This window comes from Rhizobium sp. H4 (assembly GCF_003013335.1).
Classification (GTDB): domain Bacteria; phylum Pseudomonadota; class Alphaproteobacteria; order Rhizobiales; family Rhizobiaceae; genus Rhizobium; species Rhizobium sophoriradicis.
This window is the reverse complement of record NZ_PSOW01000012.1, coordinates 1-24,741: the sequence shown is the minus strand read 5'-3', so window position 1 is coordinate 24,741 and position 24,741 is coordinate 1. Positions and strand designations below refer to the sequence as shown.

27 protein-coding genes are annotated in these 24,741 nt (G+C 56.1%); 4 read left to right on the top strand and 23 right to left on the bottom strand.

The features are described from left to right. Positions 1-67: 67 nt before the first annotated feature. The 18 genes from C4N04_RS19145 to C4N04_RS19060 all read right to left on the bottom strand — a co-directional run bounded on the left by C4N04_RS19145 (position 68) and on the right by C4N04_RS19060 (position 16,512). Complete coding sequence (locus C4N04_RS19145) at positions 68-934, bottom strand: hypothetical protein (protein WP_106796764.1); 867 nt, start codon at positions 932-934, stop codon at positions 68-70. Then, on the bottom strand, positions 919-1,551 hold the full coding sequence (locus C4N04_RS19140) for a PIG-L deacetylase family protein (protein WP_106796763.1): 633 nt from the start codon (positions 1,549-1,551) through the stop codon (positions 919-921). Before C4N04_RS19140 ends, C4N04_RS19145 begins: the two co-directional genes overlap by 16 nt. After that, the gene (locus C4N04_RS19135; RefSeq protein ID WP_096768745.1) at positions 1,548-2,249 is read right to left on the bottom strand and encodes a WbqC family protein; all 702 of its coding nucleotides are present in this window, start codon (positions 2,247-2,249) and stop codon (positions 1,548-1,550) included. The genes C4N04_RS19140 and C4N04_RS19135 overlap by 4 nt, the downstream gene beginning before the upstream one ends. Further along, positions 2,246-3,211: a glycosyl transferase gene (locus C4N04_RS19130; protein WP_106796762.1), complete on the bottom strand. Its 966-nt coding sequence runs from the start codon at positions 3,209-3,211 to the stop codon at positions 2,246-2,248. The genes C4N04_RS19135 and C4N04_RS19130 overlap by 4 nt, the downstream gene beginning before the upstream one ends. Continuing rightward, entirely contained in the window at positions 3,193-3,870 is a 678-nt protein-coding gene (locus C4N04_RS19125) for an acylneuraminate cytidylyltransferase (RefSeq protein WP_106796761.1), read from the bottom strand. The genes C4N04_RS19130 and C4N04_RS19125 overlap by 19 nt, the downstream gene beginning before the upstream one ends. Beyond that, positions 3,867-4,883, bottom strand: a complete 1,017-nt coding sequence (locus tag C4N04_RS19120) for an N-acetylneuraminate synthase family protein (RefSeq protein ID WP_106796760.1) — start codon at positions 4,881-4,883, stop codon at positions 3,867-3,869. The genes C4N04_RS19125 and C4N04_RS19120 overlap by 4 nt, the downstream gene beginning before the upstream one ends. A gap of 73 nt (positions 4,884-4,956) precedes the next feature. Continuing rightward, the gene (locus C4N04_RS19115) at positions 4,957-6,027 is read right to left on the bottom strand and encodes a radical SAM protein (RefSeq protein WP_010030941.1); all 1,071 of its coding nucleotides are present in this window, start codon (positions 6,025-6,027) and stop codon (positions 4,957-4,959) included. Position 6,028: 1 nt separating this feature from the next. Further along, positions 6,029-6,874, bottom strand: a complete 846-nt coding sequence (locus C4N04_RS19110; RefSeq protein WP_106796759.1) for an NAD(P)-dependent oxidoreductase — start codon at positions 6,872-6,874, stop codon at positions 6,029-6,031. Then, the gene (locus tag C4N04_RS19105; RefSeq protein ID WP_064681055.1) at positions 6,867-7,580 is read right to left on the bottom strand and encodes a nucleotidyltransferase family protein; all 714 of its coding nucleotides are present in this window, start codon (positions 7,578-7,580) and stop codon (positions 6,867-6,869) included. The genes C4N04_RS19110 and C4N04_RS19105 overlap by 8 nt, the downstream gene beginning before the upstream one ends. Next, the gene (locus tag C4N04_RS19100) at positions 7,573-8,553 is read right to left on the bottom strand and encodes an NAD-dependent 4,6-dehydratase LegB (RefSeq protein WP_106796758.1); all 981 of its coding nucleotides are present in this window, start codon (positions 8,551-8,553) and stop codon (positions 7,573-7,575) included. Before C4N04_RS19100 ends, C4N04_RS19105 begins: the two co-directional genes overlap by 8 nt. Then, positions 8,550-9,869 carry an ABC transporter ATP-binding protein gene (locus C4N04_RS19095; RefSeq protein ID WP_106796757.1) on the bottom strand — a complete coding sequence of 440 codons (1,320 nt, stop codon included), beginning with the start codon at positions 9,867-9,869 and terminating at the stop codon, positions 8,550-8,552. Before C4N04_RS19095 ends, C4N04_RS19100 begins: the two co-directional genes overlap by 4 nt. Then, the gene (locus tag C4N04_RS19090; RefSeq protein ID WP_106796756.1) at positions 9,869-10,747 is read right to left on the bottom strand and encodes an ABC transporter permease; all 879 of its coding nucleotides are present in this window, start codon (positions 10,745-10,747) and stop codon (positions 9,869-9,871) included. The genes C4N04_RS19095 and C4N04_RS19090 overlap by 1 nt, the downstream gene beginning before the upstream one ends. 80 nt (positions 10,748-10,827) lie before the next feature. Beyond that, complete coding sequence (locus tag C4N04_RS19085) at positions 10,828-12,039, bottom strand: glycosyltransferase family 1 protein (RefSeq protein ID WP_245425621.1); 1,212 nt, start codon at positions 12,037-12,039, stop codon at positions 10,828-10,830. Beyond that, positions 12,036-12,812: a class I SAM-dependent methyltransferase gene (locus tag C4N04_RS19080; protein WP_106796754.1), complete on the bottom strand. Its 777-nt coding sequence runs from the start codon at positions 12,810-12,812 to the stop codon at positions 12,036-12,038. Before C4N04_RS19080 ends, C4N04_RS19085 begins: the two co-directional genes overlap by 4 nt. Beyond that, positions 12,809-13,918, bottom strand: coding sequence for a DegT/DnrJ/EryC1/StrS family aminotransferase (locus C4N04_RS19075; protein WP_106796753.1), 1,110 nt, complete (start codon positions 13,916-13,918; stop codon positions 12,809-12,811). Before C4N04_RS19075 ends, C4N04_RS19080 begins: the two co-directional genes overlap by 4 nt. Further along, positions 13,915-14,349, bottom strand: a complete 435-nt coding sequence (locus C4N04_RS19070) for a hypothetical protein (protein ID WP_016734708.1) — start codon at positions 14,347-14,349, stop codon at positions 13,915-13,917. Before C4N04_RS19070 ends, C4N04_RS19075 begins: the two co-directional genes overlap by 4 nt. A 28-nt stretch (positions 14,350-14,377) precedes the next feature. Then, positions 14,378-15,313 (bottom strand): glycosyltransferase, encoded by a 936-nt coding sequence (locus C4N04_RS19065; protein WP_106796752.1) that lies wholly within the window; start codon positions 15,311-15,313, stop codon positions 14,378-14,380. A 2-nt stretch (positions 15,314-15,315) separates the two neighbouring features. After that, positions 15,316-16,512: a glycosyltransferase family 1 protein gene (locus C4N04_RS19060; RefSeq protein ID WP_106796751.1), complete on the bottom strand. Its 1,197-nt coding sequence runs from the start codon at positions 16,510-16,512 to the stop codon at positions 15,316-15,318. A 749-nt stretch (positions 16,513-17,261) separates the two neighbouring features. Here C4N04_RS19060 and gmd point away from each other — a divergent pair. From gmd to C4N04_RS19045, 3 genes are all read left to right on the top strand, one after another. Then, positions 17,262-18,323, top strand: coding sequence for a GDP-mannose 4,6-dehydratase (gene gmd / locus C4N04_RS19055; protein ID WP_106796750.1), 1,062 nt, complete (start codon positions 17,262-17,264; stop codon positions 18,321-18,323). Next, positions 18,324-19,277 carry a GDP-L-fucose synthase gene (locus tag C4N04_RS19050; RefSeq protein ID WP_106796749.1) on the top strand — a complete coding sequence of 318 codons (954 nt, stop codon included), beginning with the start codon at positions 18,324-18,326 and terminating at the stop codon, positions 19,275-19,277. Positions 19,278-19,647: 370 nt separating this feature from the next. Then, positions 19,648-21,462, top strand: coding sequence for a site-specific integrase (locus tag C4N04_RS19045; RefSeq protein WP_106796748.1), 1,815 nt, complete (start codon positions 19,648-19,650; stop codon positions 21,460-21,462). Between the two features lie 2 nt (positions 21,463-21,464). Here the strand turns inward: C4N04_RS19045 and C4N04_RS19040 are convergent, their stop codons facing one another. After that, positions 21,465-21,848 carry a hypothetical protein gene (locus C4N04_RS19040; protein WP_106796747.1) on the bottom strand — a complete coding sequence of 128 codons (384 nt, stop codon included), beginning with the start codon at positions 21,846-21,848 and terminating at the stop codon, positions 21,465-21,467. A gap of 41 nt (positions 21,849-21,889) precedes the next feature. Continuing rightward, a complete protein-coding gene (locus C4N04_RS31600; RefSeq protein WP_158775568.1) occupies positions 21,890-22,123 on the bottom strand; it encodes a hypothetical protein in 234 nt (77 codons plus the stop codon). Positions 22,124-22,451: 328 nt separating this feature from the next. On the opposite strand from C4N04_RS31600, the gene C4N04_RS19030 reads away from it, so the two are divergent. Next, positions 22,452-22,850 (top strand): hypothetical protein, encoded by a 399-nt coding sequence (locus C4N04_RS19030; RefSeq protein ID WP_106796745.1) that lies wholly within the window; start codon positions 22,452-22,454, stop codon positions 22,848-22,850. Between the two features lie 121 nt (positions 22,851-22,971). On the opposite strand, the gene C4N04_RS19025 is transcribed toward C4N04_RS19030, so the two are convergent. From C4N04_RS19025 to C4N04_RS19015, 3 genes are all read right to left on the bottom strand, one after another. Continuing rightward, positions 22,972-23,568, bottom strand: a complete 597-nt coding sequence (locus C4N04_RS19025) for a hypothetical protein (protein ID WP_106796744.1) — start codon at positions 23,566-23,568, stop codon at positions 22,972-22,974. A 129-nt stretch (positions 23,569-23,697) separates the two neighbouring features. Next, positions 23,698-23,898, bottom strand: a complete 201-nt coding sequence (locus tag C4N04_RS19020; protein ID WP_106796743.1) for a hypothetical protein — start codon at positions 23,896-23,898, stop codon at positions 23,698-23,700. A 93-nt stretch (positions 23,899-23,991) separates the two neighbouring features. Further along, positions 23,992-24,549 (bottom strand): hypothetical protein, encoded by a 558-nt coding sequence (locus C4N04_RS19015; protein ID WP_158775566.1) that lies wholly within the window; start codon positions 24,547-24,549, stop codon positions 23,992-23,994. Positions 24,550-24,741: the final 192 nt, after the last annotated feature.

Below are 24,741 nucleotides of genomic sequence, written 5' to 3'. Positions count from 1 at the left end.
GACACGTCAGCGACAGCGAGCCGCGCGTTTGTCCCATCAACCATTATTGGTGCAGGATGAAGGCCCTTCATTCTTCGAACCAAGCCTGGAAAGGCCGCCTCTCAAATTCGTCCAGTGCTCCACCGGGTGTGGAATTGAAGACGCGGATACCGTTCGCCTTGCCGATATTTGCGATGGCTCGATACTGCCGCCACAGTCGCGCGAGCTGTTGGAACTCATCGTGATAGCCCCTTGTTAAGGTGCCGTCCGCATTTACGGTAAAATCCTTCCCCTTTTGGACCTTGAGATCGAACGCGTACTGGTAAGTTGATGACAGGAAACGATCATGGTCGACGCCGAGCAGGATGATCTCTTTGAAACCAAGATACATCGCTATCATCAAGGCCATCACCGGCACCGACTCGACACGAGGGACCGGCTGAGAGATATCGACGATTTCCTCGGATGTTCTTTCGTCGAAGCTTTCACCGAGTACCAGATAGCGAACTTTCCGTCCTGCAAATAGATTGTGTTTTCGAACGAGCTCCGCTTCAGTGGAACTGAGAAACAGTTCCTGGGCGCCCAGGTGCGAATGCATCTCGTTAAACCAGCGGACCACGTCCTCCGATGTCATCGTTACGTAGGTAATTTGCGGAACACAATGATAACGCGACTGGAACTTGTCAAAATCGGAGTGCAGATAGCCGTTGGAAACGGTTATAACATTTTCGCCGTGAAGTCGCGACAGATCCAAGCCCTTCACGCTCGGGCCATTGCCTAGAATAAAACAGCGCTGCCCCGCGTGCAGACCAGCAAGCTGTCTATTTTCTGCCAACGATGTCGCGACATCAGCAGATAACTTGTGGCGATTATTGAGCCTGCGCCTCAGCTCATGCACACCATAGGGGAGCAGCATGGAGCCAAAGGTCAAAATCTTTCTCAAGGCTGCAGCCACTTCACGACCTCAAATACTTCGGCATATTTTACCCCGATGCGCTGGCCGGCGTTCTCAGCTTCATTGCGGAAGAAGCTTACCCATTTCCGCCCTGTGCGCTCCATTTCGGATTCGTGGGCAAGGATTGCCCTTTCCTTCCGGTCCCAGTGGGCGGTGATATCGACGTAGAAGTTCCCCCTGAAATCGACCGTCGAATGATACCAGTTGCTGCGGTACATCAGCAGGCGCGGCACATGGCGGCAGCTGTGCAGCGACGCCCGCGACAAGGCCAGATGGTCATGGTGGATGTCTCCGACCCAGTGGGTGTAGACCATTTCGATCTTCAGGTCCTGCACGAGTTTGAGGATCTCGATATTCAGCGGATCGACGAATTCGATCTGCAGCGTCTTGAACTCGCCGCAAAACATCTTGTGGACGCCGAGAATTTCCATCGCGGCATCCGCTTCGGCTCTGGCGACCTGGCTGCTGCGCACGGACTGGTCATACTGATTGGAAAAGCCGGATACGGTTGCAACATAGACGTAAACCGTGTCGCCGTTTGCCGCGTGGCGCGCCAGGGCACCGCCACAGCCGAGTTCCACGTCGTCAAAATGGGCACCGATCGCGAGAATATTCATTTGCAACTCCAGAGCAGATCACGCGTGCCTGCAATACCACAATTCAGCAGTGTGTCGAGGATACTGAGATAGGGCATGAATTCGCCGAACGGCTGTGGATAAACCGGGTGGACGAAATGCTGCCATTCGATTTCGATTCCGGCTGCCTCGAATAGTTCCGGCTGCATATAGCCGCGCGCCCCGAGACCCGAGAGATAACGTGTTGCTCCGACCTTGCGCAGCAGTTCGATCAGCAATTCGTTCCTATGCCCCTCCGGGCTTAAGGTGCTCGACCGCACTGTCGGCATCGTGATCTCAAGCATATCCAGGATGCCGTCGAGGAAATGCATGTTGAAATCGGCCAGCAGATCGAACCGCTTGCCGTAGAGAGCCTCGATGCGCGGAAACACCTCACCCCAACCGGCGGACTTCCGATAGTTTTCGCGCAGCAGGGAAAGGTTCTGGTCGATCCACCCGCTGCCCGGCGCCAATTCCACCTCGTTGATCGCCGTGCCGAAAGTCGGCTTCCTGATTCCGACGGTGAGCCACCGATCGCCTTGCGCCGTCTTTATTTTATCGCGGTGCGTCCAGCTCTTGCTCGTGCCATGGACGAACTGAACGTGATCCAGAACGATGTAGAGATCGGCGTTCAGGAAACGCTGGAAAAAGCCGAGATATGATGCGAAGTCCGGCTGATGAATAACCGCTGTAATGGTCATGCAACCAAACTTTCCAGCAAATCGGCGACGCGTCCGACCCCACCAAGGTCGACCTTGGTCATGGCAGTCTCGCTCATGCGTCTGATGGGAATAGCCATTTCCATGATGCCGAGATCGAATTCCGAGTGGTGTCCGGCAAAGAACGCTACGCCCAATTGTTCAAGAGCCCGGCCGACCGGGATTTCAAAAGGTTCATTGGCGATCACCACGCAGGGCAGGCCGGCCGCACAGGCTTCGAAGGGCGTAACGCCGCCACCGGTAATCGCCAGGTCGTGCCGATACATCTCTGCCGCAAGCGACGGCACCTGATCCAGCAGTTTGAACCGGTCCGGCGCGGCAGTCGAGACGACCTCTTCAAGCTCCGCCATGTGCTGGAAGCTCGGGCCCGTGACGATGGTGACCGGAAAAGGCTTGCTGCTCAGCCATTTGGCGACGCTGACCGTCACGCCATAGGTATCGGCGCCTCCGAGCGTGACGAGGATCGATGCAAGACCTTGCCGAACTCTGCGATATCTCTCGATTTCAGGATTGAGTATCATGTACTCCACCCCCAGCCGAACATCCTTGCCCCTCAAATCCTCCGTCTTTGCGAAAAGGAGCGCGCAGATGTTGATGTCGGCGAGTTCCGCGCCATCGCCGCGATCATCAAAAGTGACGAGCTTGGCGCCCAAACCCTTGATCGTTTTGGCGTGAGATCTTTGCGTATTCAGACGGTCGTTGATCCAGATCGGCGACGGACCGGCGGCGTCGACGAAAGCCTCCTCCCATCCCGTGACGGTGGCGAGATCGTAAAGCGCGACCTCAAAGCCGCGCTCCCGAATGATTCTCAGTGAATTCGGATGATCATTCGCCAGGAAACGGACCGAATGACCGCGCGAACGCAGTTCGGCGGCGAGCGTCAATGACCGAAACAGATGCCCCATGCCGCGTGCATGCGAACTCTCTATGCAGAAGACGAACATAGTCTGATCGCTTCCTCTGTCCCAAGCCAGGTCCCACCCGCCTGCGCGGCGAGCGCACAGGCACGTCGCCAGTCTTCCTCGGTATCCACCGTTAGGCGCAGGCTCGGAGCGACTTTAGCCGAGGGAATATCGAGCTGGCCGATCTTGAACAACTCCGGCCGATCGGTGAAGTATTCGTTCACATGTTCGCGATGGTGCGGCAGCTTCCCCTCGCAATGACTGCGCGCCAGGGCTTCAAAGGTAAATATCTCGGCGCCGACGCCAATCGGTAACAGGCCGAACGCGTGCGTGTAGTCAAATCCCTGCTTCTGGTGCAGATCGATCAGCCTCTCCAGCTCCTCGACATCTGTAAACGGATTATCGGCGGTCAATCGCACGATATCCGACATCCCAAGCGACCTTGCACATTCGAAATAGCGACCGAGAACATCGGCCTCGTCGCCGCGAAAGCAGCTTACGCCGTGCTCGAGGCACCAAGTTTCGATAATGTCGTTCTCGCCGGCCGTCGATGTCGCGACGACTAATTTGGCCGGCCGCGTCAACAACTGTAGCCTGCCAAGCACATGCCCGAGCAGGGGCCTGCCGGAAATGTCGCGAAGGACTTTTCCCGGTAGCCGCGTCGATCCCATCCGCGCCTGGATGATGATTCCAAGCGTCACGCCAAATCGCTCCACTGAAGGACGGCGTCGCCATCGAGATCCCTTATCACCCGTCGTCCGGCGAGAGTTTCGAGATGCTTTGGCTCGATCCCCGTTCCCGGCCGCTTAACCGAGATGTCGCCGGCGGAGATGACATCACCGGCTTTGAGCGGTCGACTGAGGACGACGCTCTTTCGGTTGTTCAACCTAGTGGTCGCCTCGCTTGCCGCCGGCTCCTTGCGGCCACTGCCTTTCATGACCTCGAACGCGCGTATCGCATGCACAAGCCATTTCATCTCCACTGGATCCGCCGAAAGCATATGATCGGGACCGTCGGCGGCCTTGTCATAGGTGAAATGCCGCTCGATGACGCGGGCGCCCATTGCGACCGCGCAAAGGCTTGCGACAGGGTTCAACGTATGGTCGGAATAGCCAACGTCGAGATCCGGAAACGCCTCCATCATCGTTTGCATTGCGCCCAGGTTCACATTTTCCGGATGCGTCGGATAGCTTGTAATCGCGTGCAGCAGAATGAGCTTGTCGTTGCCGGCTTCCTTGATTGCTGCGACGGATTCCCGAACTTCTTCGAGCGTCGACATGCCCGTTGACAGGATGATCGGCTTGCCCGTTTTTGCCAGATAGCGGAGAAAGGGGATGTTGACCGCATCGTCCGAACCCACCTTATGGGCGCCAACTCCGCACTTCTCGAGCAAGTCGACATCGGTTTCGTGGGACGGCGACGAGAACCAGTCCAGCCCATGCTCCTCGGCATAGCGGAAAACCGCTTCATGAAGCTCGTGTCCGATTTCATATTTACGGAAGAGGTCGAATTGCGAGGTAACGCCGGTGTTTTCCATATCGAACATGGCATTGCGGCTCGACAGCGTCTCCGCCCGATAGGTCTGGAGCTTGACGGCATCCACCCCTGACGCCTTTGCCTCGTCGATCAGGCGCTTTGCCTGATCAAACGTCGTAAAGTTGCCGCCGATCTCGGCTATGATATAGCAGCGATCAGGCCGGTAGTTGCGGAACATTCGTCACTCCCTGTAATTCACGAGCGGCAAAATTGCCTGGCGCCCTGGTGGATGCGCCGGCCCAATCTGCCGCCTATCGCCCGATTTCCTGGTTCCGGTCGACGTAATTCCGGACAATGACCTGTCTGCCGCAAATCTGTGCGGTTTCGTCGTTGGTCTCTCTCGGCAGGTAGCACCTGCGGCAGACCTCGCTCTTCAGGAAGCCCTGCGGTTCCTTGTGCAGAGCACGGACGGCGTTCATTTTTTCCCCGTGCCATATCTGATGCACGGTTTCGGTGTTCGCGTCGCCGATAACCTCGCGGTTTTCTTCGTCGTTCGAGCACTTCATGACCAATCCGTCGGCACCGATCACCAGACGCTGGTATTGCTGCGGGCAGGTGAAGTTGTCGAGATAGGCGATGTCTGAATCGTTGCCGAGGTAATCGATCAGCGGATTGAAGGCGACCAGATCCACGTGGGGCGCGAAGGTATCGTAATAGAGATCGGGGTTTTCCCGGATCGCCGGCCAGATGCCCTGTACCTTGATAACAGGACGGTGGAGGCCGCGCTCGTCCTTGTACTTCTTTATGTCCTTGATCTTGTCGAGCAGGGCTTCGAACTTGATCGGCTTGCGGATCTTCTCATAGGTCTCACCGGTGCCGTCGATCGAAACGGTGATCCAGTCGATGCCGGCATCGACGAGCTGGGCGAAATAGTCTCTGTTGAGCTTGAAGCCATGCGTGAGGGTGGAGACTTCCTTGATCCCATGGTCCTTGGCATAGCGCACGCAGTCGGCGAAGCGCTTGTGTAGCGTGGCTTCGCCGCGCAGCGACAGGCGGATCGCCGGAACCTTGCCGCCGATCTCGTCGATGATGCGGCAGTAGAGGTCCCAGTCCATCCGGGTGGTGTTGACGCTCTTCTTGAATTCGTCGCTGATCGTATAGCACATCGGGCAGCGCAGATTGCAGATCGACGCCAGCTCGAGATCGACCAGCAGCGGATAATCCGAAACATGCTGGTTCAGGGCATATTCCGACCACTTGCGACGGTAATCCGCATATTCGGCTTCCCAACCCTCGCCACGGTATCTGTCGAACGCGGCTTCGCGCTCGTCCGTGTCCATCGAGTAGTTGCCTTTGTTGATCGGAACGTAACGCTCGTTCAATTTAAGACTCCTTCATCAGTTCGCGGATGCCGGCCGGCAGATCCCATTCCGGCCGCCATCCAAGAACAGCGCGAGCCCTTGTAATATCGGCCCGCACGTCAGGTATTTCATTCCGCCGAACGGCGCAAGATGACACTACAGGTAGAGCAGTGCCGGCGGCCTCTTGCAAGATATCGATTATTTCCTGCACCGAATACGACCTGCCGGAGCCGATATTGATGCAGTGGTAACCTTCAGGCACGTCCATGGCCTTGGCGAAGGCGCTCAGGACATCGTCAACGAAGACGTAGTCCCGTCGCGGACTGAGGTCCATGACCTCTATGTCCTGCTTCGCCCGTATCCGGTTCAGAAGCGTCGGTATCAGGAACTCCGGGCGCTGCCCAGCCCCATATATATTGAAAAGGCGCAATACCACGACCGGTATTTGCTCGTGTGTGGCAGCGAACTCACAGAGTTGTTCGGCAAGATGCTTGGAAAGCGCGTAAGGGTTATTCGGCCTGACCGGATCGCTTTCCTGGATCGGCAGTCGCTCCGGCACTCCGTAGACATAGGCGCTTGCGAATACGAGCTTGGCCTTGTGCCGCTTGCACCAGTTCAGAGCATGCTGCGTACCGAGAACATTGGCGGCCATGAAGGCCGGGCCTTGCGTCCAACTGTCGGGAACGAATGTCCTGCCTGCCAGATGAAACAGCGTACGCGCCGCGGGGAGCTCCTGCCACATCCCCTCCTCGCTTATGTCACCATGCGTTCGGTCAACCGCAAGCACATCGACGCCGGCCTGTTTAAGCCGCTCAACCAGACGCTTCCCGAGAAAGCCGCCAGCACCGGTGACGATGGCATCAACCATTCAAGAACCTGGACTGCATGGTTTCGAACTGCTCGATCGCCAAGGCATAATCGTCAGGGCGTCCGATATCGAGCCAATAGCCCGCAAAATCGCGAACAGTGGCCGGCTTTCCGGCCGCCAGAAGATCGAGCATCAACTGGTCAAAGCCGTAGGCGCCGCGTTGCGGTATGTGTTCGACGGCCCCCGACGACACCATATAGACGCCCATGCTGACCTTATACTCGGCCGTCGGCTTCTCTCGAAAGCCGGTCAGCAGCCCGCTCTCGCCGGTGTCGAGAACGCCGTAATCGATGCGATGCTGGCGTGTCTTGGACGAAATCGTGAAAATATTCCCGTCGCGGACATGCGCGTCATGAAAATCGGCGTAGTTCAGATCCGTCAGAATATCCCCGTTCATCACCAGGAAATTCTCCGGCAGATCCTTGATCAGCCGCAGCGGTCCCATGGTGCCAAGCGGTTCGTCCTCGAGCGAATAATCGATGCGCACGCCCCATTTGTCGCCGTCCTGGAAAAACGCCTTGATCAGCTCGGCCTGATGGTTGACGGCAAGCGTTATGTGCTGAAAGCCGCCTGCTATCAGCTGACGGATGATGACCTCGAGAATAGGATAATCGCCGATCGGCATCAGCGGCTTTGGAAGCACGACGGTGTAAGGCCGCAGCCGCGTTCCCATTCCGCCCGCCAGAATGACCGCGCGTCTAGACATTGAAGATATCCGCCTTGTATCTCGCCAGATTCTGCGGCTGACGCAGCCATTCGACAGTCGCCTTCAGACCTTCTTCCAAGCTATAGCGGGACGAAAATCCTGTTAGAGACTTGATCAGGCTGTTGTCGCAGCACAGACGTTCCACTTCGCTGTTTACAGGACGCAACCGCTGTTCATCGCATTCGATCTCGACGCTGACGCCGATGATGTCTGCGATCAGCCGAACGGTATCGCCGATCGAGATCTCGCTGCCGGAGCCGATATTGACCGTCTGCCCGACCGCTTCGTCGCAGGCAGCGAGGGCGAGAAAACCGTCACACGTATCCTGAACGAAGTTGAAATCCCGCGTGGGTGAGAGCGCCCCCAGTTTCAGCGTCGTCCGTCCGCTCAGAAGCTGTGAGATCACCGTCGGAATAACTGCTCTCGCCGATTGTCTCGGTCCGTACGTGTTGAAAGGCCGTGCGATCGTCACCGGCAGATCGAAGCTCGAATGATAGCTGTAGGCAATCGCATCGGCGCCGATTTTGGATGCCGAATAGGGCGACTGCGCCTGCAGGGGATGGCTTTCGCTGATCGGGACGAAACGCGCCGTGCCGTAGACTTCGCTCGTCGAGGTCTGGATCACTCTTCCGACGCCTGCGTCGAGGGCTCCTTGGAGGACGTTCAGCGTCCCATGCACATTGGTGTCAACGTAGCTTGACGGAGCTTGGTAGGAATAGGGAATCGCGATCAGAGCGGCGAGGTGAAAGATCGTGTCGACGCCTTTGGCGACGGAGCGCATCTGTGCGGGATCGCGGACGTCTCCGAGGATCACCTCGAACTTGCCGCGGTATTCGGAGTGGTCGAGCCAGCCCCAGCTGGAAAACGAGTTGTACTGGCAGAGTGCGCGGACTTCTACGCCCGATCTCACCAGCGTCTCGACAAGATGAGAGCCGATGAACCCATCTGCTCCGGTGACAAGCGCCTTCTTCATTTCAAAACACCTTCAGAATCGCGCTGGAAGACCTTCTCAACCTCCCAAGGCAACTGTATCGCCGAAATCGACGGCTTCCGCTGTTGACCGAGCATCTGGATAATTCCGACATTATCCTCCACGTCAAACCGAATACCCTCGGCGACGGAATATATCGAGAATCGACTCGATATGCCCAATCGCACGTAAAAAGTGCCGGTGTTGAGCAGATATCCGGGGAATTTCACGCGGGCTCGATAGTAACCGGCAGGCCGGGCGTCCAGGCGGCTGACGTCGAGCTCGGGATCGGAAAGGCTGACGAGTGGGGTGTAGCCGTCCTCCATCATGATCTGCATCCCGACCGAGAGGCCGGAAAGCGGCTCTCTTAACTCGTACTCGACCTCGACGGAGAATCCCTTCGACAGTTCCAGCGTTCCCGAAACCTCATCCTTCTCGTTCAGGACCGCGACACGGCATATGACCGCCTTCCCATCGACGTCCTCGGGATTGACCGCGTAAGTCGCCGTGCCGCCGAATTCAGGGCGATCGAGATAGGCTTTTATCACATCTGCAGTATCGCCCATTGCCGCCAGCTTGCCATCGGCCATCAAAATCGACTTCGGGCAGATGCTGCTTATCGCGGTCATATTGTGGCTGACGAAGATGATCGTTCGGCCAGCCTTCGTGACCTCTTGCATGCGGCCCATACATTTGTTCTGGAAGTTGACGTCGCCGACGGCCAGGACCTCGTCAATCAGGAGTATCTCCGGTTCGAGATGCGCCGCGACGGAGAAGGCCAGACGCACATACATGCCGGAGGAATACCGCTTCACCGGCGTATCGATGAATTCGCCAATCTCGGCAAACTCGACTATTTCGTCGAATTTCGATCTGATCTCGGCACGGCTCATACCGAGAATGGCGCCATTGAGATAGACGTTCTCCCGACCGGTGAGCTCTGGATGAAATCCGGTGCCGACCTCAAGCAGGCTGGCAATTCTGCCCCTTATTCCTATGAAACCCGAATTGGGCATGGTGATCCGCGACATTACCTTCAGCAGCGTGGATTTTCCGGCCCCGTTCCTGCCGATAATCCCAACGATCTCGCCTTGCCCGACCTGGAAGGAGACGTCGTCGAGCGCATGGAAAATATCTCCCTTCAGCCGCGACTGCTTGCCCTTGGCGGACGCATAATCCGATACCGAAATGTTCGGATCCGGAAGATTGCGCCACTTCGCCCACCAGCTCTGAAGGTCGCGATAGAGGGTGCCGTGATTGATCACACCAAGGCGGTACAGCTTGCTGACATGCTCCGCTCGAATAACGATATGGTTCATCAGACGGTATCCATCGCGGTTGCCTCGGCTCGCGCGAAAAGCATCAGGCCACCGATCAAAACAATCAGGGTGACAACGACATTCGCCAGGCAAACGCTAAGTGGGAGTGGCGATGAGTCGAACAGTGCCCAACGGAAAAGCTGAACCGGCGTCGTCATCGGATTGAGGTGGTAAATCCATTGATATCGTTCGGGAACCTGGCTGAAAGAGTAGACGACGGGTGTGGCATACATCCAAAGCTGAGCCATGAAGCCAACGGCATAAACTAGATCACGATATCGGACCGTCAGCGCAGAAATCGCGAGCCCCGCGCCCACGCCAAGTGTTGCGACATATGCCAAAATCAGAGGCGTCGTGAACACAAAACGCAGGCTGATCACTATGCCATCCTGGCTGAGCCAGAGAGCAAAGGTAATTAAAAGCAGAAGCATGAATTGAATAACAAACGCTACCAGGCTGCTCATCGCGACCGCCAGCGGGACAACCAGTCGGGGGAAATACACCTTTCCGAACAAACTCGAGTTCTTTGAAAATGTTTCCGCATTGTTGGTTAGACAAGCCGAGAAATAATTCCAGATGATGGTTCCGGACATATAAAAGACAAGCGGTGAAATCCCATCGGTGGAGAGATTGGCAATCTTTCCGAAGACGACATAGTACGTTATTGCCGTCAGTGTCGGTTGTATGAGATACCAAACCGGTCCGAGCACCGTCTGCTTGTAGAAAGTCGTGAAATCCCTTTTGAAGAACATCCAAACAAGTTCGCGATATTTCCATGCGGCCGTCAGCCGGCCGCTTACATTGCCGGACGGCTTGATGATGATATCCCAGTGTTCGGTGCCGCTTTCTCTTCGCGGCTTCGTCACGTGACCTGTCATATTATAGGCTCAAATTCTCCGGTAGCCGCTGCCCGGGCCATATTTCGACGGCTCACGGGCTGCGTAGACAACGCCATCTATCATGCGATTTGATCGAGGACACGCCCCAAAATAACTTTCAGACGGCGGTCAAAATCCTCTTGCTTCCATAACGAAGCTCTTTCAAGCCCCTTTTTAATCAAGGAAGTATGCAGGTCTTCGTCTTCCCACAGACGGTTCATTGCACCTTGTATTTCCTCGATGGATTGCGGCGCGAAATAGAGGGCTGCGTCACCGCACTGTTCCCGCATACCATACTTGTCCGAAATCAGGACGGGGCAACCGCATGCCATTGCCTCAAGAGGCGGAATATTGGTTGGGCCGAAGAAAGTCGGCATGACCAGTCCTCTGGCTCGATGATAAAATCCAGCAAGGTCCGCGTCGGGGACATAACCGACGAAATGAATTGCCTGGGAGAGACCAAGCTCGCCCGCCATGGTTTTGACAGTGTCATATTCGCGCGTTGGGCTGCCCGCCAAGACCAATTCCATATTGGGGTGGATCGTGCGCGCTGAGGCAAGCGCTCTTATGAGCCGCGCGTGGTTCTTGTGAGGCCAGAATTGTGCTGGGTAAAAATAGAATTTTTCCGGAAGCCGGTAGCGTTCTGCGAAGTCGACGGTCTCGACGGAGCCTGTCAGATAACTCGGAGCAACATAAGGCAGCGGATGGATGTAGTCTTCCCTTGTCCCGTAACTTTCCATGACATGGTGTCGCCCCATCTCCGAATCGACAAGTACGGCAGCGCTTTGCTTTGCCAGGTTGCGGAAGCGGCTTTCTCTCAGCTGAAAGCGCAACCAACTTCCAGCTTCTGGAAAGCCGCGCTCGTATCGGTGCATTAAGTCGTGGATGGTTGCGACCGAGGGCTCGTTGATCTGCCAGGTCAGTGGGTCCTGAGCCGGGAAAATCCACAAGTCGCATTGCAAGGACGACAATTCGCGAACGAGCGGATTTATCCATCCGGCAAGGGTACGCGCAACGGAGCCGGGCATGACCATGAAGATCTTGGCAAGCAGTTCACCACGCTTCCAATGACGCAGCGGGACAGCCTTGAGGGCGTTGGCGTCGAACTGGGGGCGCCATGCTTCGTCGCCGTAGGCGACGATGACGTCGGCTTCGGTGCCATCGATCGAGGACAAGGCGTGAACAACGCTCTGCGCATACTGAAACATGCCGCCGGCATGGCGACCTACTCCGAGATAGAAACCAATTCTTTTTCGACGCAAGGTATCTCGGCCGCTCAAATATGTCGTCAATGGTCAGTCGCGTTCTTGCGGGCTACGACACAGACGCCCCAGGTGTCAGTCCCCGGGGCCGCGCCGGACATCCATTCCTCGGCAACGACACGGCTCATCCCCGCATTTGCGAGCAGGCGATCTATCTCATTGAGGAAGAGGTAACGCATGCGGTGGGTTTCACGAACCATCTCTGTCTTGGCACCCAGCTTCTCCGTCGCGAAAATCGTGTAATTGACATCTACGACGCTCTCAGTGTCGTGCACGACCGACTCCGCGACACGGACGATTGAAATTTCATCATTTTCAAGGCGTTTGGCCCGCGTGCTGGGGCGTTGCCACAGCACTGCAGGCCCGTACCAGAAGTCGAAGATGAAAATCCCACCCTCCTCAAGGTGGTGGGAAACAGTCTCGATCATTGCTTCCAGGTCGGCGTCCAAAATCTGATAGCTCAGAACGTGAAAGAGCGAAATCACCGCCTGAAATCGTCGATCCGTCCGGAAGGTACGTGCGTCGCCCAGCGAGAAATCAAGTTTGCCCTTCGCCTGGGCCGCCCTCGGCATGGCTGCGGCAAGCATGGTTTCCGAAAGCTCAACTCCGAGCACCTCGTATCCAGCTTCGGCAATCATGCCGGCATGGATGCCGGTGCCGGATCCCAGCTCCAAAATTTGGGTAATGGGTCTGGTTGCGTGGCGATCCAGCAGAGCTTTCACATAGGATGTTTCGCCCTCATAGTCCTTGTCTTTATAGAGAAGGTCGTAATACTGGGAATATAATCCGAAGCTGGTGGTCAACGAATGACCTCCGCGACGATGCTCGCGACTTCGCGAATTTGATCTTCCCTGAGCGCGAGACCGCTTGGAATATAGAAGCCGCGTCGCGCAAGCCTCGCCGCAACCGGAAGATCGACATCCCTGAAGAAGCCCATTTTCTGCAGAACGGGCTGCTCATGCATCGGCCAGAAAAATGGTCGGCAGCCGACGCCCTTCGCAGCCAGTCGCTTCATCGCTTCGGCCGCGTCGAAATCGATATCGTCCTTCAACACGATGCCGTAAACCCAATAGATATTTCGAGCGTAGGATGTCTCGGCCAACGGCAATTGAATGCCCGGCAGATCCTGAAGCAGTTCGGTATAGAGGCTGCCCATCGCCCGCTTGCGCTCGACGAATTCCGGCAGGCGCTCGAGCTGCGCGCAACCAAGAGCCGCCTGCATATTCGTCATGCGCATATTCCAGCCCAGCTCCTCATGAACAAAGCGGCGGGCAGGAAGGAAGCAAAGATTTCGCAGGCCGCGGCATCGATCGGCAATCGCGTCGGAATCGGTGACGATCATGCCACCTTCGCCTGTGGTGATATGCTTGTTCGGATAGAAGCTGAAAATGCTGACATCACCGAAGCTGCCGCAAGGCTGGCCGTTATATGTCTGGCCATGCATTTCTGCAGCGTCCTCAATGATCTTGAGGTTGTGGCGGCGGGCGATCTCGTTGATGGCGGCCATATCGCAGGGCAGGCCATAGATATGCACCACCATGATCGCGCGCGTCTTTGGAGTGATTGCCGCTTCGATTTTCGTCGGATCGATATTCCAGGTCAGAGGATCCGAGTCGACCGCGACAGGCACGCATCCGGCTCGCACGATGGCTGCGGCGCAGGAAATGATCGTGAAGGATGGCAATATCACCTCGGAGCCTTCCTCCAGACCAAGTGCCATCATACCGGCATCGAGAGCCATTGAGCCGTTGGCGACAGCGATCGCGTGCCTGCGGCTGACAGATGCAGCAAACTCACGCTCAAACCGCGTGATGAAGGGACCTTCGGAGGAAATCCAACCGGTCTCGATGCATTCCAGCAGATACTTGCTCTCATTGCCATTCAGGAGGGGTTCATTGACGGGGATCATTCGGCACCCTTTATCTTGAGTTCCCGCGCCGACGGCACAAATCGCGTCTTGTCGGATTCCCCGGCATAAGGCCCCTGCTTAACTTCGATGATTTCAGCTTCTTCGATAATTTCGAAGCCATGTCCGCCAAAGGCGAGCAGTATGACGTCGCCTGCGCGGAGGATCGCGCTTTCGTAATATTCCTGCGCGTCGGAATAGAAGTCCACACGAACGACGCCGGACTTTATGAGCAGAACCTCCTTCGTGTAGAGAACCTCACGCGCGACGGCGTTGTGGACGTGCGGCTGGATGACATAGCCGGTCGGCCGCTTCATATAGGCGAGCTGCTGCGAAAATTCGTCCGGCGTGAAAAACTGGATACCATCGAACGTGTAGTTCGACCGCAATATTATGGCCTGCAGTTCGCCACCGTTCGTGATCTTTTCTATCATGTTTTTCTTTCCCAAATCGACCGAGACGTCAGGACGCCGCCAAACCGGTCACTTTGCGTATGCGCCTAACCCCGGCCGAGAAGACGAGTTTGTAAAAATCTTTCATTCGCTGACGGCGCATTTTCTCGAAAAAGCCGACCACCCGCAGCCGCATTTGTTCGTTAACTTCTACGCGGATTTTTTGCAATTTCTTTGGCGCTTGTCCGAGACTGCTCTCGTAATAATCTACATCGCTGCAATGAACCCCACTGTCATCAAAGCCTGAGTTCACCACGAGGCTTTGGCGGGGGTAGAGGGTCAACATGTTGTCGATATAGGCACTGGCATGCCACCGGATCGCCCAGGATTGATTCTTGCCGTCAACTTGATTGCGCAGCATCCTGACGAAGAAGGCGTTCCCGCCATGGTCGAAACCTTTGGTGAGGCCTTTCTCTTTCAGGGCCGTCAGCAGCTTAGCTCCATCGGGTTCGAAATGTTTCCACGCCCGAGCCCAGGTGGCCCATCCCCAACAGTCCGCCCCACGTAGGAAGTAGCTCTCGGGAGCATCGTCATTCGGAACCGGATAGGCGTAACCGTGGATGCTGGCGACGCGCTCCTCGCTGGCATAAAGGTCGAGCCCCTGGTTCATGTAGCGCAGGAAGTCGGGCGAGGTTATCAGATCATCTTCGACGACAATGACGCGACCATATTGCTCGCACAGACGCCCCACGCCATCGATGATGGAACCTGCCAGGCCATAATTTCTTTCGCGTTCGACGACGGTGACCGACTTGAAACCTGTTACCGCCTTTGCCTGCTCACGGACCTGGCGCACGCGCTCGGCTTCTTTTTCATTGCGCGCACCGTCGCAGTAAATGAACAATGGCGTTTCTTCGGCCATTTCGTTTGCCTGCAGAGCTGCCACGGTCCTTGCCATATGCAGGGGCCGGTTGAAGACGAAAAGTATGACTGGTGCACATTCCATGGCTATTCCCAGCACTTCCTGCGTTGTGCAAATTGCTCGAGCCTGCGAACGAAGAGAGCCTCGGCTTCGAGCCGCTCCGTATCGACCACCTCAAGCTGCTTACGCCCTTTTTCGATCAGATCAACTGCCACCGCAGGATCTCGTATGCGCAGCATGGCGTCGGCCCACTGCTCTGCGTTATCAGCGTCGGCAAACAATGCCGCATTGCCGACCTGTTCATTGAGGTGCGCCGAATAGATCAACGGCCGGCCGACTGCCCAGGCTTCCAGCGGTGGTAGATTGGTCGGGCCAAAATAAGTCGACATCACGACGGCCAAGGCACCTTCGTAAAGCGCGCGCATGTGATCGACCGGCACAAAGCCGAGAAATGTCACATTGTCAGAGACCCCCAACTGCTGCGCTTGCTGCTTAATCCGGGCCAAGTTACCGCTGTTCCCGCCCGAAAAGACCACACGTATGTCGGAATTAACGGCGGTCTTTTGCTTTAACAACGAGACCGCTTCAAGAATGCGTATATGGTTCTTATGAGGCCAGAATTGCGCGGGATAGAAATAGTAGCCGTCTCTCAGCCCGTAATTGCCGAGCACCGCCGCGCGATCGATCGAATGCGCTTCGCTTAAGAACGGTGAGGGCTCGAACGGCATAGCAATCATGCGCTCTTCGTCAATTCCGTAGCGAACGACAATGCTCTTCAGTAGCTGATGTGATGCCACCAAGACGGCGACGGCACGTGGCAGGCAGGTGGAAAAGTGCCGCTCTCGTTCTTCGAATCTGCCATCGGCGCTAACTTCCGGAAACTCGAGATCGTCCCGATGACAGAGATCAAGGACGGTCGTGATGTAGTTGAGCTTGCGGAAGTAATTCGGAGTTGAGGAATGTGTAACAAAATACGCCAGATCCATGCCTGCTTTCAGCAGCGCATTTTCGATCTTCTTTGCCATCCACGCTTTGCCAATTTCCTTGTGGGCTAAGCGACGCAAAACGGCGAGTGCAATTCGAGATGGCCTTCCGGCGGCAGGCAGGTATGCTGCGGGAACTCCAATCCGCTTGAGATGCTGCAGACTGGCTTTGATCGTCGTGAAAACCAGGACCTCATGCTGTTTTCCGATAATACGCTGGAGTTGTACGATCGCGTTGATTGCTTGATTGAATCCGCCGCCGACCTGGATCGGGTTTTCTAACAAGATGCCAATTTTCATGCTTTGACTAACCTCAGCGTCCGCGTCAGCAGACGCCTACTTCACATTTCGATCAGGCCGGAGAACCGCGTCGTTTTTCACAGATATCTGACACAGCGGATGTCGCGCCTCAATTTCTCGTCCCGTTTGTGAGAGGGGCACAGCCAGCGGATGCTGTCACGAATTCATCGTCACGGAGATCCGCAGGAGGGCTCTCACCAATTGGCGCGAGGGGTCATCCGCGTCATCCATTCAGTTGCACCTAATTAATTTCGGGTATTTGCCTTAGCATATCCTGCGATCACGACAACACCCACAACGGCCGGGTCACACGCAAAGTTGGAGCTGTTTAGCGGTTGTCGTTGCAATCCTGAGACACAGTGATCGACATTTTCTTCCAGGGTGCTGATAGCCATCAAAACCTGGAGCGGGAGAGCAAACTGAAGGGCTGGTGGATCGATCGACACCATTTTCGGCCGCGAAAATCAGGATTGCGCGGGACGATACGAAGGCAGCACTTTCTGTTCATCGTGAAGCGCAAGCCCAGTCGGGCAGCCCGATGAAGCCGACCCTTTCCGTCACCATAATCATATTTAACCCTTGGACATCTGACAAATGGATGCTCTAGTCTCGTTGTGCCAGTCTCACGTCAACCGAAGGGATCGACGATGCTCATTTCGCCGGCCTGGCCGCAGTTACATGGGGGTTGCACTCGTTCGGTCATTTCCATAAACACATCCCGAAGATTGCATCGAAAGACGACGTGAAAAATGACGAAAACCGCGCTTATTACTGGGGTAACTGGTCAGGATGGTGCCTACCTGGCCGAATTGCTTTTGAGCAAGGGCTACACGGTGCATGGCATCAAGCGGCGATCCTCGTCTTTTAACACCGGCCGTATCGAGCACATCTATCAGGATCCGCATGAAGCCCATCCGCGCTTCATCCTTCACTATGGCGATATGATCGACTCGACCAATCTCCTGCGGATCGTGCAGCAGACGCAGCCTGACGAAATCTACAACCTTGCCGCACAGAGCCATGTTGGCGTCAGTTTTGAAACGCCTGAATATACGGCAGACGCCGACGGCATTGGCACGCTGAGGCTGCTTGAGGCGATCCGTATCCTCGGTCTTGAGCAAAAGACCCGATTTTACCAGGCGTCGACATCGGAGCTGTACGGCCTTGTTCAGCAAGTGCCGCAGAACGAGAAGACGCCGTTTTATCCTCGCTCTCCCTATGCCGCTGCCAAGCTCTATGCCTATTGGATCGTCGTGAACTATCGCGAAGCTTACGGCATGCATGCGTCGAACGGCATTCTGTTCAACCATGAAAGCCCGCTTCGCGGCGAAACCTTCGTTACCCGCAAGATTACAATGGCGGTGGCTGCCATCCATCTCGGCCTTCAGGATAAGCTTTTCCTCGGCAATCTCGACGCCAAGCGCGACTGGGGCCATGCGCGCGAATATGTTGAAGGCATGTGGCTGATGCTGCAGCAGGATAAGCCGGAGGACTACGTATTGGCGACGGGCGAGACGACCAGCGTGCGCCAGTTTGTCGAATGGGCCTTTGCCGATGTCGGTATCACCCTGGAATGGAAGGGATCCGGCGTTGACGAGAAGGGCTATGACGCGGCCTCCGGTCGATGCCTGGTCGAGATCGATCCCCGGTATTTTCGCCCGACCGAAGTCGACCTTTTGCTCGGCGACCCGACCAAGGCGCGTCAGAAACTCGGCTGGCACCATAAGACGCCGGTTCGCGACCTCGCTGCCGAAATGGTGCGTGAAGATATCAAGCACTGGAAGGCTCAAAACTTCAGGAAAGAGAGCTGAGTGTCCGACTTGTCCAACAAAAAAATCTGGGTGGCCGGCCATCGGGGCATGGTGGGCAGCGCACTTGTGCGCAGGCTTCACTCAGAAAATTGCACCGTCATCACGGCAACGCGGCAGGAGCTTGATCTAAAGCGGCAGGACGAGGTCGAAAGGTTTGTTCAGGCGAACAGGCCGGATGCGGTCATCCTCGCGGCCGCGAAGGTTGGCGGTATTCTTGCGAACGACACCCTTCCGGCCGATTTTCTCTACGATAACCTGATCATCCAGGCCAATATCTTCGAAGCCGCGCATCGCAGCGGCGTCGAAAGGCTTCTGTTCCTGGGCTCAAGTTGCATTTACCCGAAATTTGCGCCGCAGCCGATTTCTGAAGATGCGCTTCTGACCGGCCCGCTCGAGCCGACCAATGAATGGTATGCGATCGCTAAGATCGCCGGCATCAAGCTGGCGGAAGCCTACCGCAAGCAGCACGGGCGCGATTATATTTCTGCCATGCCCACCAATCTTTATGGCCCGGGCGACAATTTCGATCTGCAATCCAGTCACGTTCTGCCGGCGCTGATTCACAAAGCCCACCTGGCTAAGGTGACGGGAGCTTCCGAAATTACCATCTGGGGAACCGGAACGCCCCGGCGGGAATTTCTTCACGTCGACGATTGTGCAGATGCGCTCGTTTTCCTGTTGAAGAATTATTCGGGCGCTGAGCACGTGAATGTCGGATCGGGAGAGGATATCGAAATCCTCGAGCTCGCCCAGCTGGTTTGCCGCGTTGTCGGTTATGAGGGAAAAATCGCCCACGACCTCTCCAAGCCGGACGGTACGCCGCGCAAGCTCATGAGCAACGACAAGCTGAAGAACATGGGCTGGAAGCCGCGCATCTCGCTGGAGGAGGGGGTTCGCGCCGTATATGAATGGTTTCTGCAGGTCGAAGGCAACGGCGCCGCGGTGCGACAGTAGCGATCGAGCCGTTTAGACTCTCATCGAGAACGATTGCGTCGCCGATCCGTCGGCTCGGCGACGACGTCGGCGTGCCGTCAGCATCGGACGCGGCGCTGGTCTGATGTTTTCCACTGAGCGGAGCTGTTGATCGAAGCGCACGATCACGGCCGGAAACGCGGCAACTGTTCGCTGCTTTGACAAGCAGCAGTTCAGGCATCCGCATCGACGGCTGTCGTCTCATCAATTTGGGAGAATTGGCTGGGGAACCTGGAAAGTAATCCAACTTTCAGTAAGCCCATGATGCAAAACAACCTATTGCAAACAAACAGCTTATTTTCTAGGACTGTTCCGGTTGGGTGTTCCGGAATAGTGCTACGGATGGGCGGATTTGGCAAGGGTTACATATCTCGAACGGCGAAACGCTACCTACTACGCGAGGCTGGATGTCCCGCTCGATCTCGTCGGGCATTACGGAACCACGACGCGCAAGAAGTCTCTGCGCACCAAGGATGAGAACGAAGCGAAGAAGCGCCTCTGGCCCGTGATAGAGGGTTGGCGCGCTGAATTCGAGGAGGTTCGTGCGCGCCGAGAAATTACCTCGGACGATAAGGCGATCGCCGTCTGGCAGCACTACGAGGCTACGATTGACGGCTATGATCGCAAACAGCGGTCCATGCCGACACCCGAGCAGATGGACGCCGAGTTGCAGCACATATATCGCCAGATCGATATGGGGGAGATCACGTCCGAGAACCTTTTCGGCATGATCAACTCCTACACCGACTATGAACTCATGCTTCGCGCACGCACCGATGACGCAAACCTCCGTGCGCGGCGTCTCAACGCATTGAAGGGCGCGCTCACGGCCGGCGATACGAGGTTGATCGAGCCTGCAGTAAAGAAGTTTGTTGCCCAGCATCGGCTGCTTGTCGATACGGGTTCTGATGAATACCGCGAGCTTTGCACCTTGATGACGCGGGCGGAGATCGAGGGGCTGCAGCGCACCCTGGAGCGTGACAAGGGGGATTTTTCCGGTGCTCCAAAAGATCCGATCGTCAGGCCTGCGACCGGCGGAGCTCGCGAAGCTGCGGCGCCAGGCGAAACCATCGTGGAGCTGTTCGAAAGCTACTCGCGCGAGAACCCGAACCAGATCAAGCCCGACACGCTGGCGCAGGCTCGCAGAGACGTGGGTCTGTTTGTCGAGTCTGTTGGCAGCACCTTCCCGGTGCATCGGATCGACAAGAAGGCCGTCCGCGAGTGGAAGGCGTTATTGCTGCAATTTCCTGTCAAGGCAGCCGAGACTAAAGCGTTCGAAGGGATGACGCTCACCCAGATCGTCAAGCACAATGAGACTGTGAAGAAGCCGACAATCAGCACGGCGACCGTCAACCGCTATCTTTCCGGCTTCAGCGCGTTTTGCACCTGGTTGACCAACCATGGCTATATCACTGCGAACCCTGCGGCCGACATGTTTCTGAAGAAATCGAAGGAGAAGACCACCAAGCCGTTCACGGTCGCGGAGATGAACGCCCTGTTCAAGTCGCCGTTCTTCACCGGATGCCAGAACGATGAGGCGCCACGGTTCTGGAGCAAGCCAGGGAATGTCCTTATTCGCGATCACCGCTTTTGGGTGCCACTCGTGATGCTTTATTCCGGTGCACGTCCCGCGGAGATTGCGCAGCTCGGCGTTGACGACGTGCGTGAAGATTGGGGCCACTGGATCATGCACATCACGACCGAAGGGGACGGCGACAAGTCCGTCAAGACTGCCGGCTCGATGCGCGTTGTGCCGGTGCATCCGGAATTGGTGAAGCTGGGTTTCCTGACCTACCACGCCACGATAAAGGAGAAGGGTGGCCAGCGCCTCTTCCCGTTGGCTGAGCGTAATGATCGCGGTCAGATGATTGCAGATTTCAGCCGCGACTTCCCACGTTATTTGACAAAGATCGGCCTGAAGGATGGTCGCGGTTTGTCTCTATACAGCTTCCGGCATGGTGCGGCCGACGCGCTTCGTCGTGCTGGCTTTCTTGATGAGCAGTTTGGCTTCATTCTGGGCCATACGTCCGGCACGATGACACAACGCTACGGCACCTTGCCACAGGGGATGCTCGAGGATCGCGTCAAGCTGGTGAACTCGATCTCCTATCCGGGATTGATCTTGGATCACTTGAGGACCGCAGATGCGCTGGAGGACGTGGCATAGTTTCACCCTTTTGGCTGTCCGCGATCGAGCCCAAGGTCCAGTAGATAGCCGCGGCGCCAGTTGGGAGCCGCTTCAACCGCGGCCTTATAGCGCCACCGTTGTTTCGTGCGCGGCTTGACCCAAGCGGCGGACATTCGCTTGCCTTGATCAAGAGCCTGCTTTATGGCCTGCTGCATTTCTGTTGTCGGCTTCACAGGCACGACACGCAGACCGCTAGTCTCGATCTGCTCCAGCATGAAACGCGCGATCAGGGATGCTTCTTCGGCGTCGATTGTGAAGCCTCGATCTGAAAGTCCTGTTTTCAGCGCCTTCTTGAGTATGCGCCACGTATCGATGTCAGCCTGGGAGCAAGCAGGGTTCCGAACTTCATTTGTCGTTTGTGTCATGAGAAATGCTGAGCTCGTCCCCTGATCAACTCGCCGCGGTGCTAGCGAGACTTCGTCCGCTTCTTCTTCTGTTTTTCGCGTCTTTCATCCAATCCTTCCTCACCTGATTCCTGCTGTGCAAAGATGTGCGTGGCAATAGCTTCCCAAATGGCGTCTACCCCCACTTTAGGGAAATATTGCAGCAGAATGGAGTAGATGAGTTCGCCCTGGGCGATGCCGAGAGCTTCTGCGACCGGTTTCGCAAATTCTACAGGGAGGTAATGTCTGCCTGTCACAAAGTAGACCACCTTAGTGTCTGACACTCCCAGTCGATGGGCGAGATCTCGATACGACCGCTCCGATCTCGTGAGATGTGCCTCTATGATCTGACCGACGCGCAATGCGGCGTGGGGATTTCTATACGGGGTCATCGCAGTGGCTCAATGGATTGTCGGCGTATTATTATAATGTATTAGTTTGGTTTGCAATATTGTCCTTGGATATGCAAATAGTAAGTAATTATTTACTTACTATTGGCCTGAATTTTCCGAATATAAAATGAAGGCCTCCGTTTAGTATTCGCTATATTTTAATTCGAGAGAAGCAATATATGAGACACATTAGATGAATTCAGAACGCAATTCGGAAGTTACGAAGTTCATTCAGGCGCACCTGGAAAACTCCCCCTACACCGTGGAGGAAATCACTCTCCTCCTTGGTTTTCGCGGTCCTGATATGGTCGAAGGTTTTCTTCGTGGGGAGCGAAAGGTTCCGCTGGATAAGGTGCTGCCATTGGCCGAGGCACTTGGGTGCGATAAGCGGCAGTTGTTCGAGTCAGTTCTCAGGAGTTGGTTTGATATTGAGTTCCTTGACGCGATCAAGGAAATATTTGCCGGCGGCTCTTCTTCATCTACTGAGCAGGAATGGATAAGATTCCTGCGCGAACTCTACGGCGAGAACATTCCGGAGCTAACGCCGGCATTGCGCCGTCGCCTTCGACTGTTCGTAAGCGTGCCCAGCTAACAGCATGGCGAGTAATCTGTCAGGCGCGCTGGTTCACCTTGGGTCCGGCGGGTGTGGACAATTAATAGCAATGGCAGGATGGAATCGCCGGGGAACGTCGGCCGGGGTAGGGAAGACCCGGCTAGATAGCGGGGTGAAGGGTGGCGCGTTTAAAAGGAGTTCGAAGCCAATCGATCGCTCGGTTGATCCAAACGACGTAGGTCAGCGGAGGATGGCTGCTGCGGGCGCTATAGAACGAGTTGATCACGTTCATCGAGAAGACCCGTTTCTCATTGTTCTCGATGTCGACCATGCTAGTTGCGCCGTTAGCATCCTTCCCCACCGGCAATGCAGTCTTGAGCTTGATGAAACATTGCCGGCTGGTGCCGGTCACTACGCTTCCGTCGAGCGTCCTTCCAGGGAACGACAAATCCTCATTTCCTCCGCGCTGGCACGGCGCGTCGAAATGCTCGATCAGCTTGTCACCTTCCATGACATCGCCCTGAACATGAATCGAAGTAATCGTCCTGCTCCGGTCAGCGTCATACATGAGCATGATAAACAGCTGTCCCCGCTGGAAGGGCTGCATCGAGTTCATTGTATCGAAAGCAAGAGATAGGGGTTCGATGACCCGCGGCTGTATATCGATCACCGCTTTCTCGGTCATAGCGGCGTCAACGTAACCGTAGGCTATGACCCCCGCCAAGACGACGGCACAGAATATCGCGGCTTTGCGCATCGATCGAATCCCCAGACTGTATCGCCCATCTAGCCGAAAGTGGACAGGCATGGAAGAGATCGCTCCTAGCCAGGTAGCTATCAAGCTGGCTAGGAGGCTAGGACACCTGGAAACGTCTGCCGGGTAGGGCTATCGCTGGGTAGATCGGCGCTCGAGGATCCACAAGCGAATGCAGACAAAGATGAGAGGGAACGCCAGAACCAGCGGATGGCTGATACCCCACTGTGGGATCTCGGCAATCTTCTCGACGGCAACGGCGAGCGCCACCGCTAGGCATGCGAAACCCAGAATTCCGGAGATCCAAAGGGCGACTTCGCGAAAAATGGTCATGAGATGATCCCGTGGCTGACAGCTGGATGTAGCTCAAGGGCAGAGATTCGGGAAGGGGATACCTGGCTAGATAGCTGGGCAGCTGCCTCAGCGCTACGACGAGACCAAATTCCAGCGCACAAGTGCACAGTCCGATTGCCTGACCGCACCTGTTGCAGACCCGACGTTCATGCCTCCGAAGCCATTCTTGGCCCGGAAAGTCATGACGACAAAATGCTCGCCTTGCGTATTGACGGGCGCGATCCTCGTTTCGTCATGCTCGAAACTGCTCGGATCCCGTAGCGACTCTTTCACAGCATCGACCAGCTGACGGTCTGAACCGTCCCAGGCAGAAAGACAGTGGAAGCCCTTTCGTTTGTCTTCAGCCTTCTTGGCGCTCGCCGCTGCAGCATCTTGCCTTTGCTCCTCCGGGCTCTTGCTCCCGATGGATGATCCCAGCCACCACAACCCGCCGATGATGATCAGCAATACGAGGATGCCGCTTCCAACATCTCCGCTTTTCTTCGGCGTTCGGCGTGCGTGAAAATGTAGTGGTTCAGTCGGCACCGCCGGCGATAATAACTTTCGCGCGTCCTCGAATTGCTCATCGGTGAGTTCCTGGCGTGCTCTCATCGCAGCGAGTTCTGCCAAGGATTTCGAATTGTCAGTCATTCCCCTTCCCCTCAAATGCTTCGGCTGTTGAAGCATGATGATCCTCAATTATTAAGGGAAATTCCGTAACCGGTGTCACACCCGCACCTTGACGCCGCAGCCTATTTTTTGTGGCGAGCGGGTTCAGACTGAGACGTAATTGCAAAATTGGACTGCGTGAGCTACTTAGCGTCATCCACAAGGACCCGGTGA

What these genes read in the sequence shown, in the direction of transcription:
- C4N04_RS19040 (WP_106796747.1), bottom strand. Translation starts at nt 21,848, where the DNA reads ATGACACAAACGACAAATGAAGTTCGGAACCCTGCTTGCTCCCAGGCT.
- C4N04_RS19105 (WP_064681055.1), bottom strand. Translation starts at nt 7,580, where the DNA reads ATGTCTAGACGCGCGGTCATTCTGGCGGGCGGAATGGGAACGCGGCTG.
- C4N04_RS19070 (WP_016734708.1), bottom strand. Translation starts at nt 14,349, where the DNA reads ATGATAGAAAAGATCACGAACGGTGGCGAACTGCAGGCCATAATATTG.
- C4N04_RS19015 (WP_158775566.1), bottom strand. Translation starts at nt 24,549, where the DNA reads ATGACTGACAATTCGAAATCCTTGGCAGAACTCGCTGCGATGAGAGCA.
- C4N04_RS19120 (WP_106796760.1), bottom strand. Translation starts at nt 4,883, where the DNA reads ATGTTCCGCAACTACCGGCCTGATCGCTGCTATATCATAGCCGAGATC.
- C4N04_RS19030 (WP_106796745.1), top strand. Translation starts at nt 22,452, where the DNA reads ATGAATTCAGAACGCAATTCGGAAGTTACGAAGTTCATTCAGGCGCAC.
- C4N04_RS19020 (WP_106796743.1), bottom strand. Translation starts at nt 23,898, where the DNA reads ATGACCATTTTTCGCGAAGTCGCCCTTTGGATCTCCGGAATTCTGGGT.
- C4N04_RS19065 (WP_106796752.1), bottom strand. Translation starts at nt 15,313, where the DNA reads ATGGAATGTGCACCAGTCATACTTTTCGTCTTCAACCGGCCCCTGCAT.
- C4N04_RS19130 (WP_106796762.1), bottom strand. Translation starts at nt 3,211, where the DNA reads ATGTTCGTCTTCTGCATAGAGAGTTCGCATGCACGCGGCATGGGGCAT.
- C4N04_RS19135 (WP_096768745.1), bottom strand. Translation starts at nt 2,249, where the DNA reads ATGACCATTACAGCGGTTATTCATCAGCCGGACTTCGCATCATATCTC.
- C4N04_RS19060 (WP_106796751.1), bottom strand. Translation starts at nt 16,512, where the DNA reads ATGAAAATTGGCATCTTGTTAGAAAACCCGATCCAGGTCGGCGGCGGA.
- C4N04_RS19110 (WP_106796759.1), bottom strand. Translation starts at nt 6,874, where the DNA reads ATGGTTGATGCCATCGTCACCGGTGCTGGCGGCTTTCTCGGGAAGCGT.
- C4N04_RS19025 (WP_106796744.1), bottom strand. Translation starts at nt 23,568, where the DNA reads ATGCGCAAAGCCGCGATATTCTGTGCCGTCGTCTTGGCGGGGGTCATA.
- C4N04_RS19095 (WP_106796757.1), bottom strand. Translation starts at nt 9,869, where the DNA reads ATGAACCATATCGTTATTCGAGCGGAGCATGTCAGCAAGCTGTACCGC.
- C4N04_RS19140 (WP_106796763.1), bottom strand. Translation starts at nt 1,551, where the DNA reads ATGAATATTCTCGCGATCGGTGCCCATTTTGACGACGTGGAACTCGGC.
- gmd (WP_106796750.1), top strand. Translation starts at nt 17,262, where the DNA reads ATGACGAAAACCGCGCTTATTACTGGGGTAACTGGTCAGGATGGTGCC.
- C4N04_RS19075 (WP_106796753.1), bottom strand. Translation starts at nt 13,918, where the DNA reads ATGATCCCCGTCAATGAACCCCTCCTGAATGGCAATGAGAGCAAGTAT.
- C4N04_RS19100 (WP_106796758.1), bottom strand. Translation starts at nt 8,553, where the DNA reads ATGAAGAAGGCGCTTGTCACCGGAGCAGATGGGTTCATCGGCTCTCAT.
- C4N04_RS19090 (WP_106796756.1), bottom strand. Translation starts at nt 10,747, where the DNA reads ATGACAGGTCACGTGACGAAGCCGCGAAGAGAAAGCGGCACCGAACAC.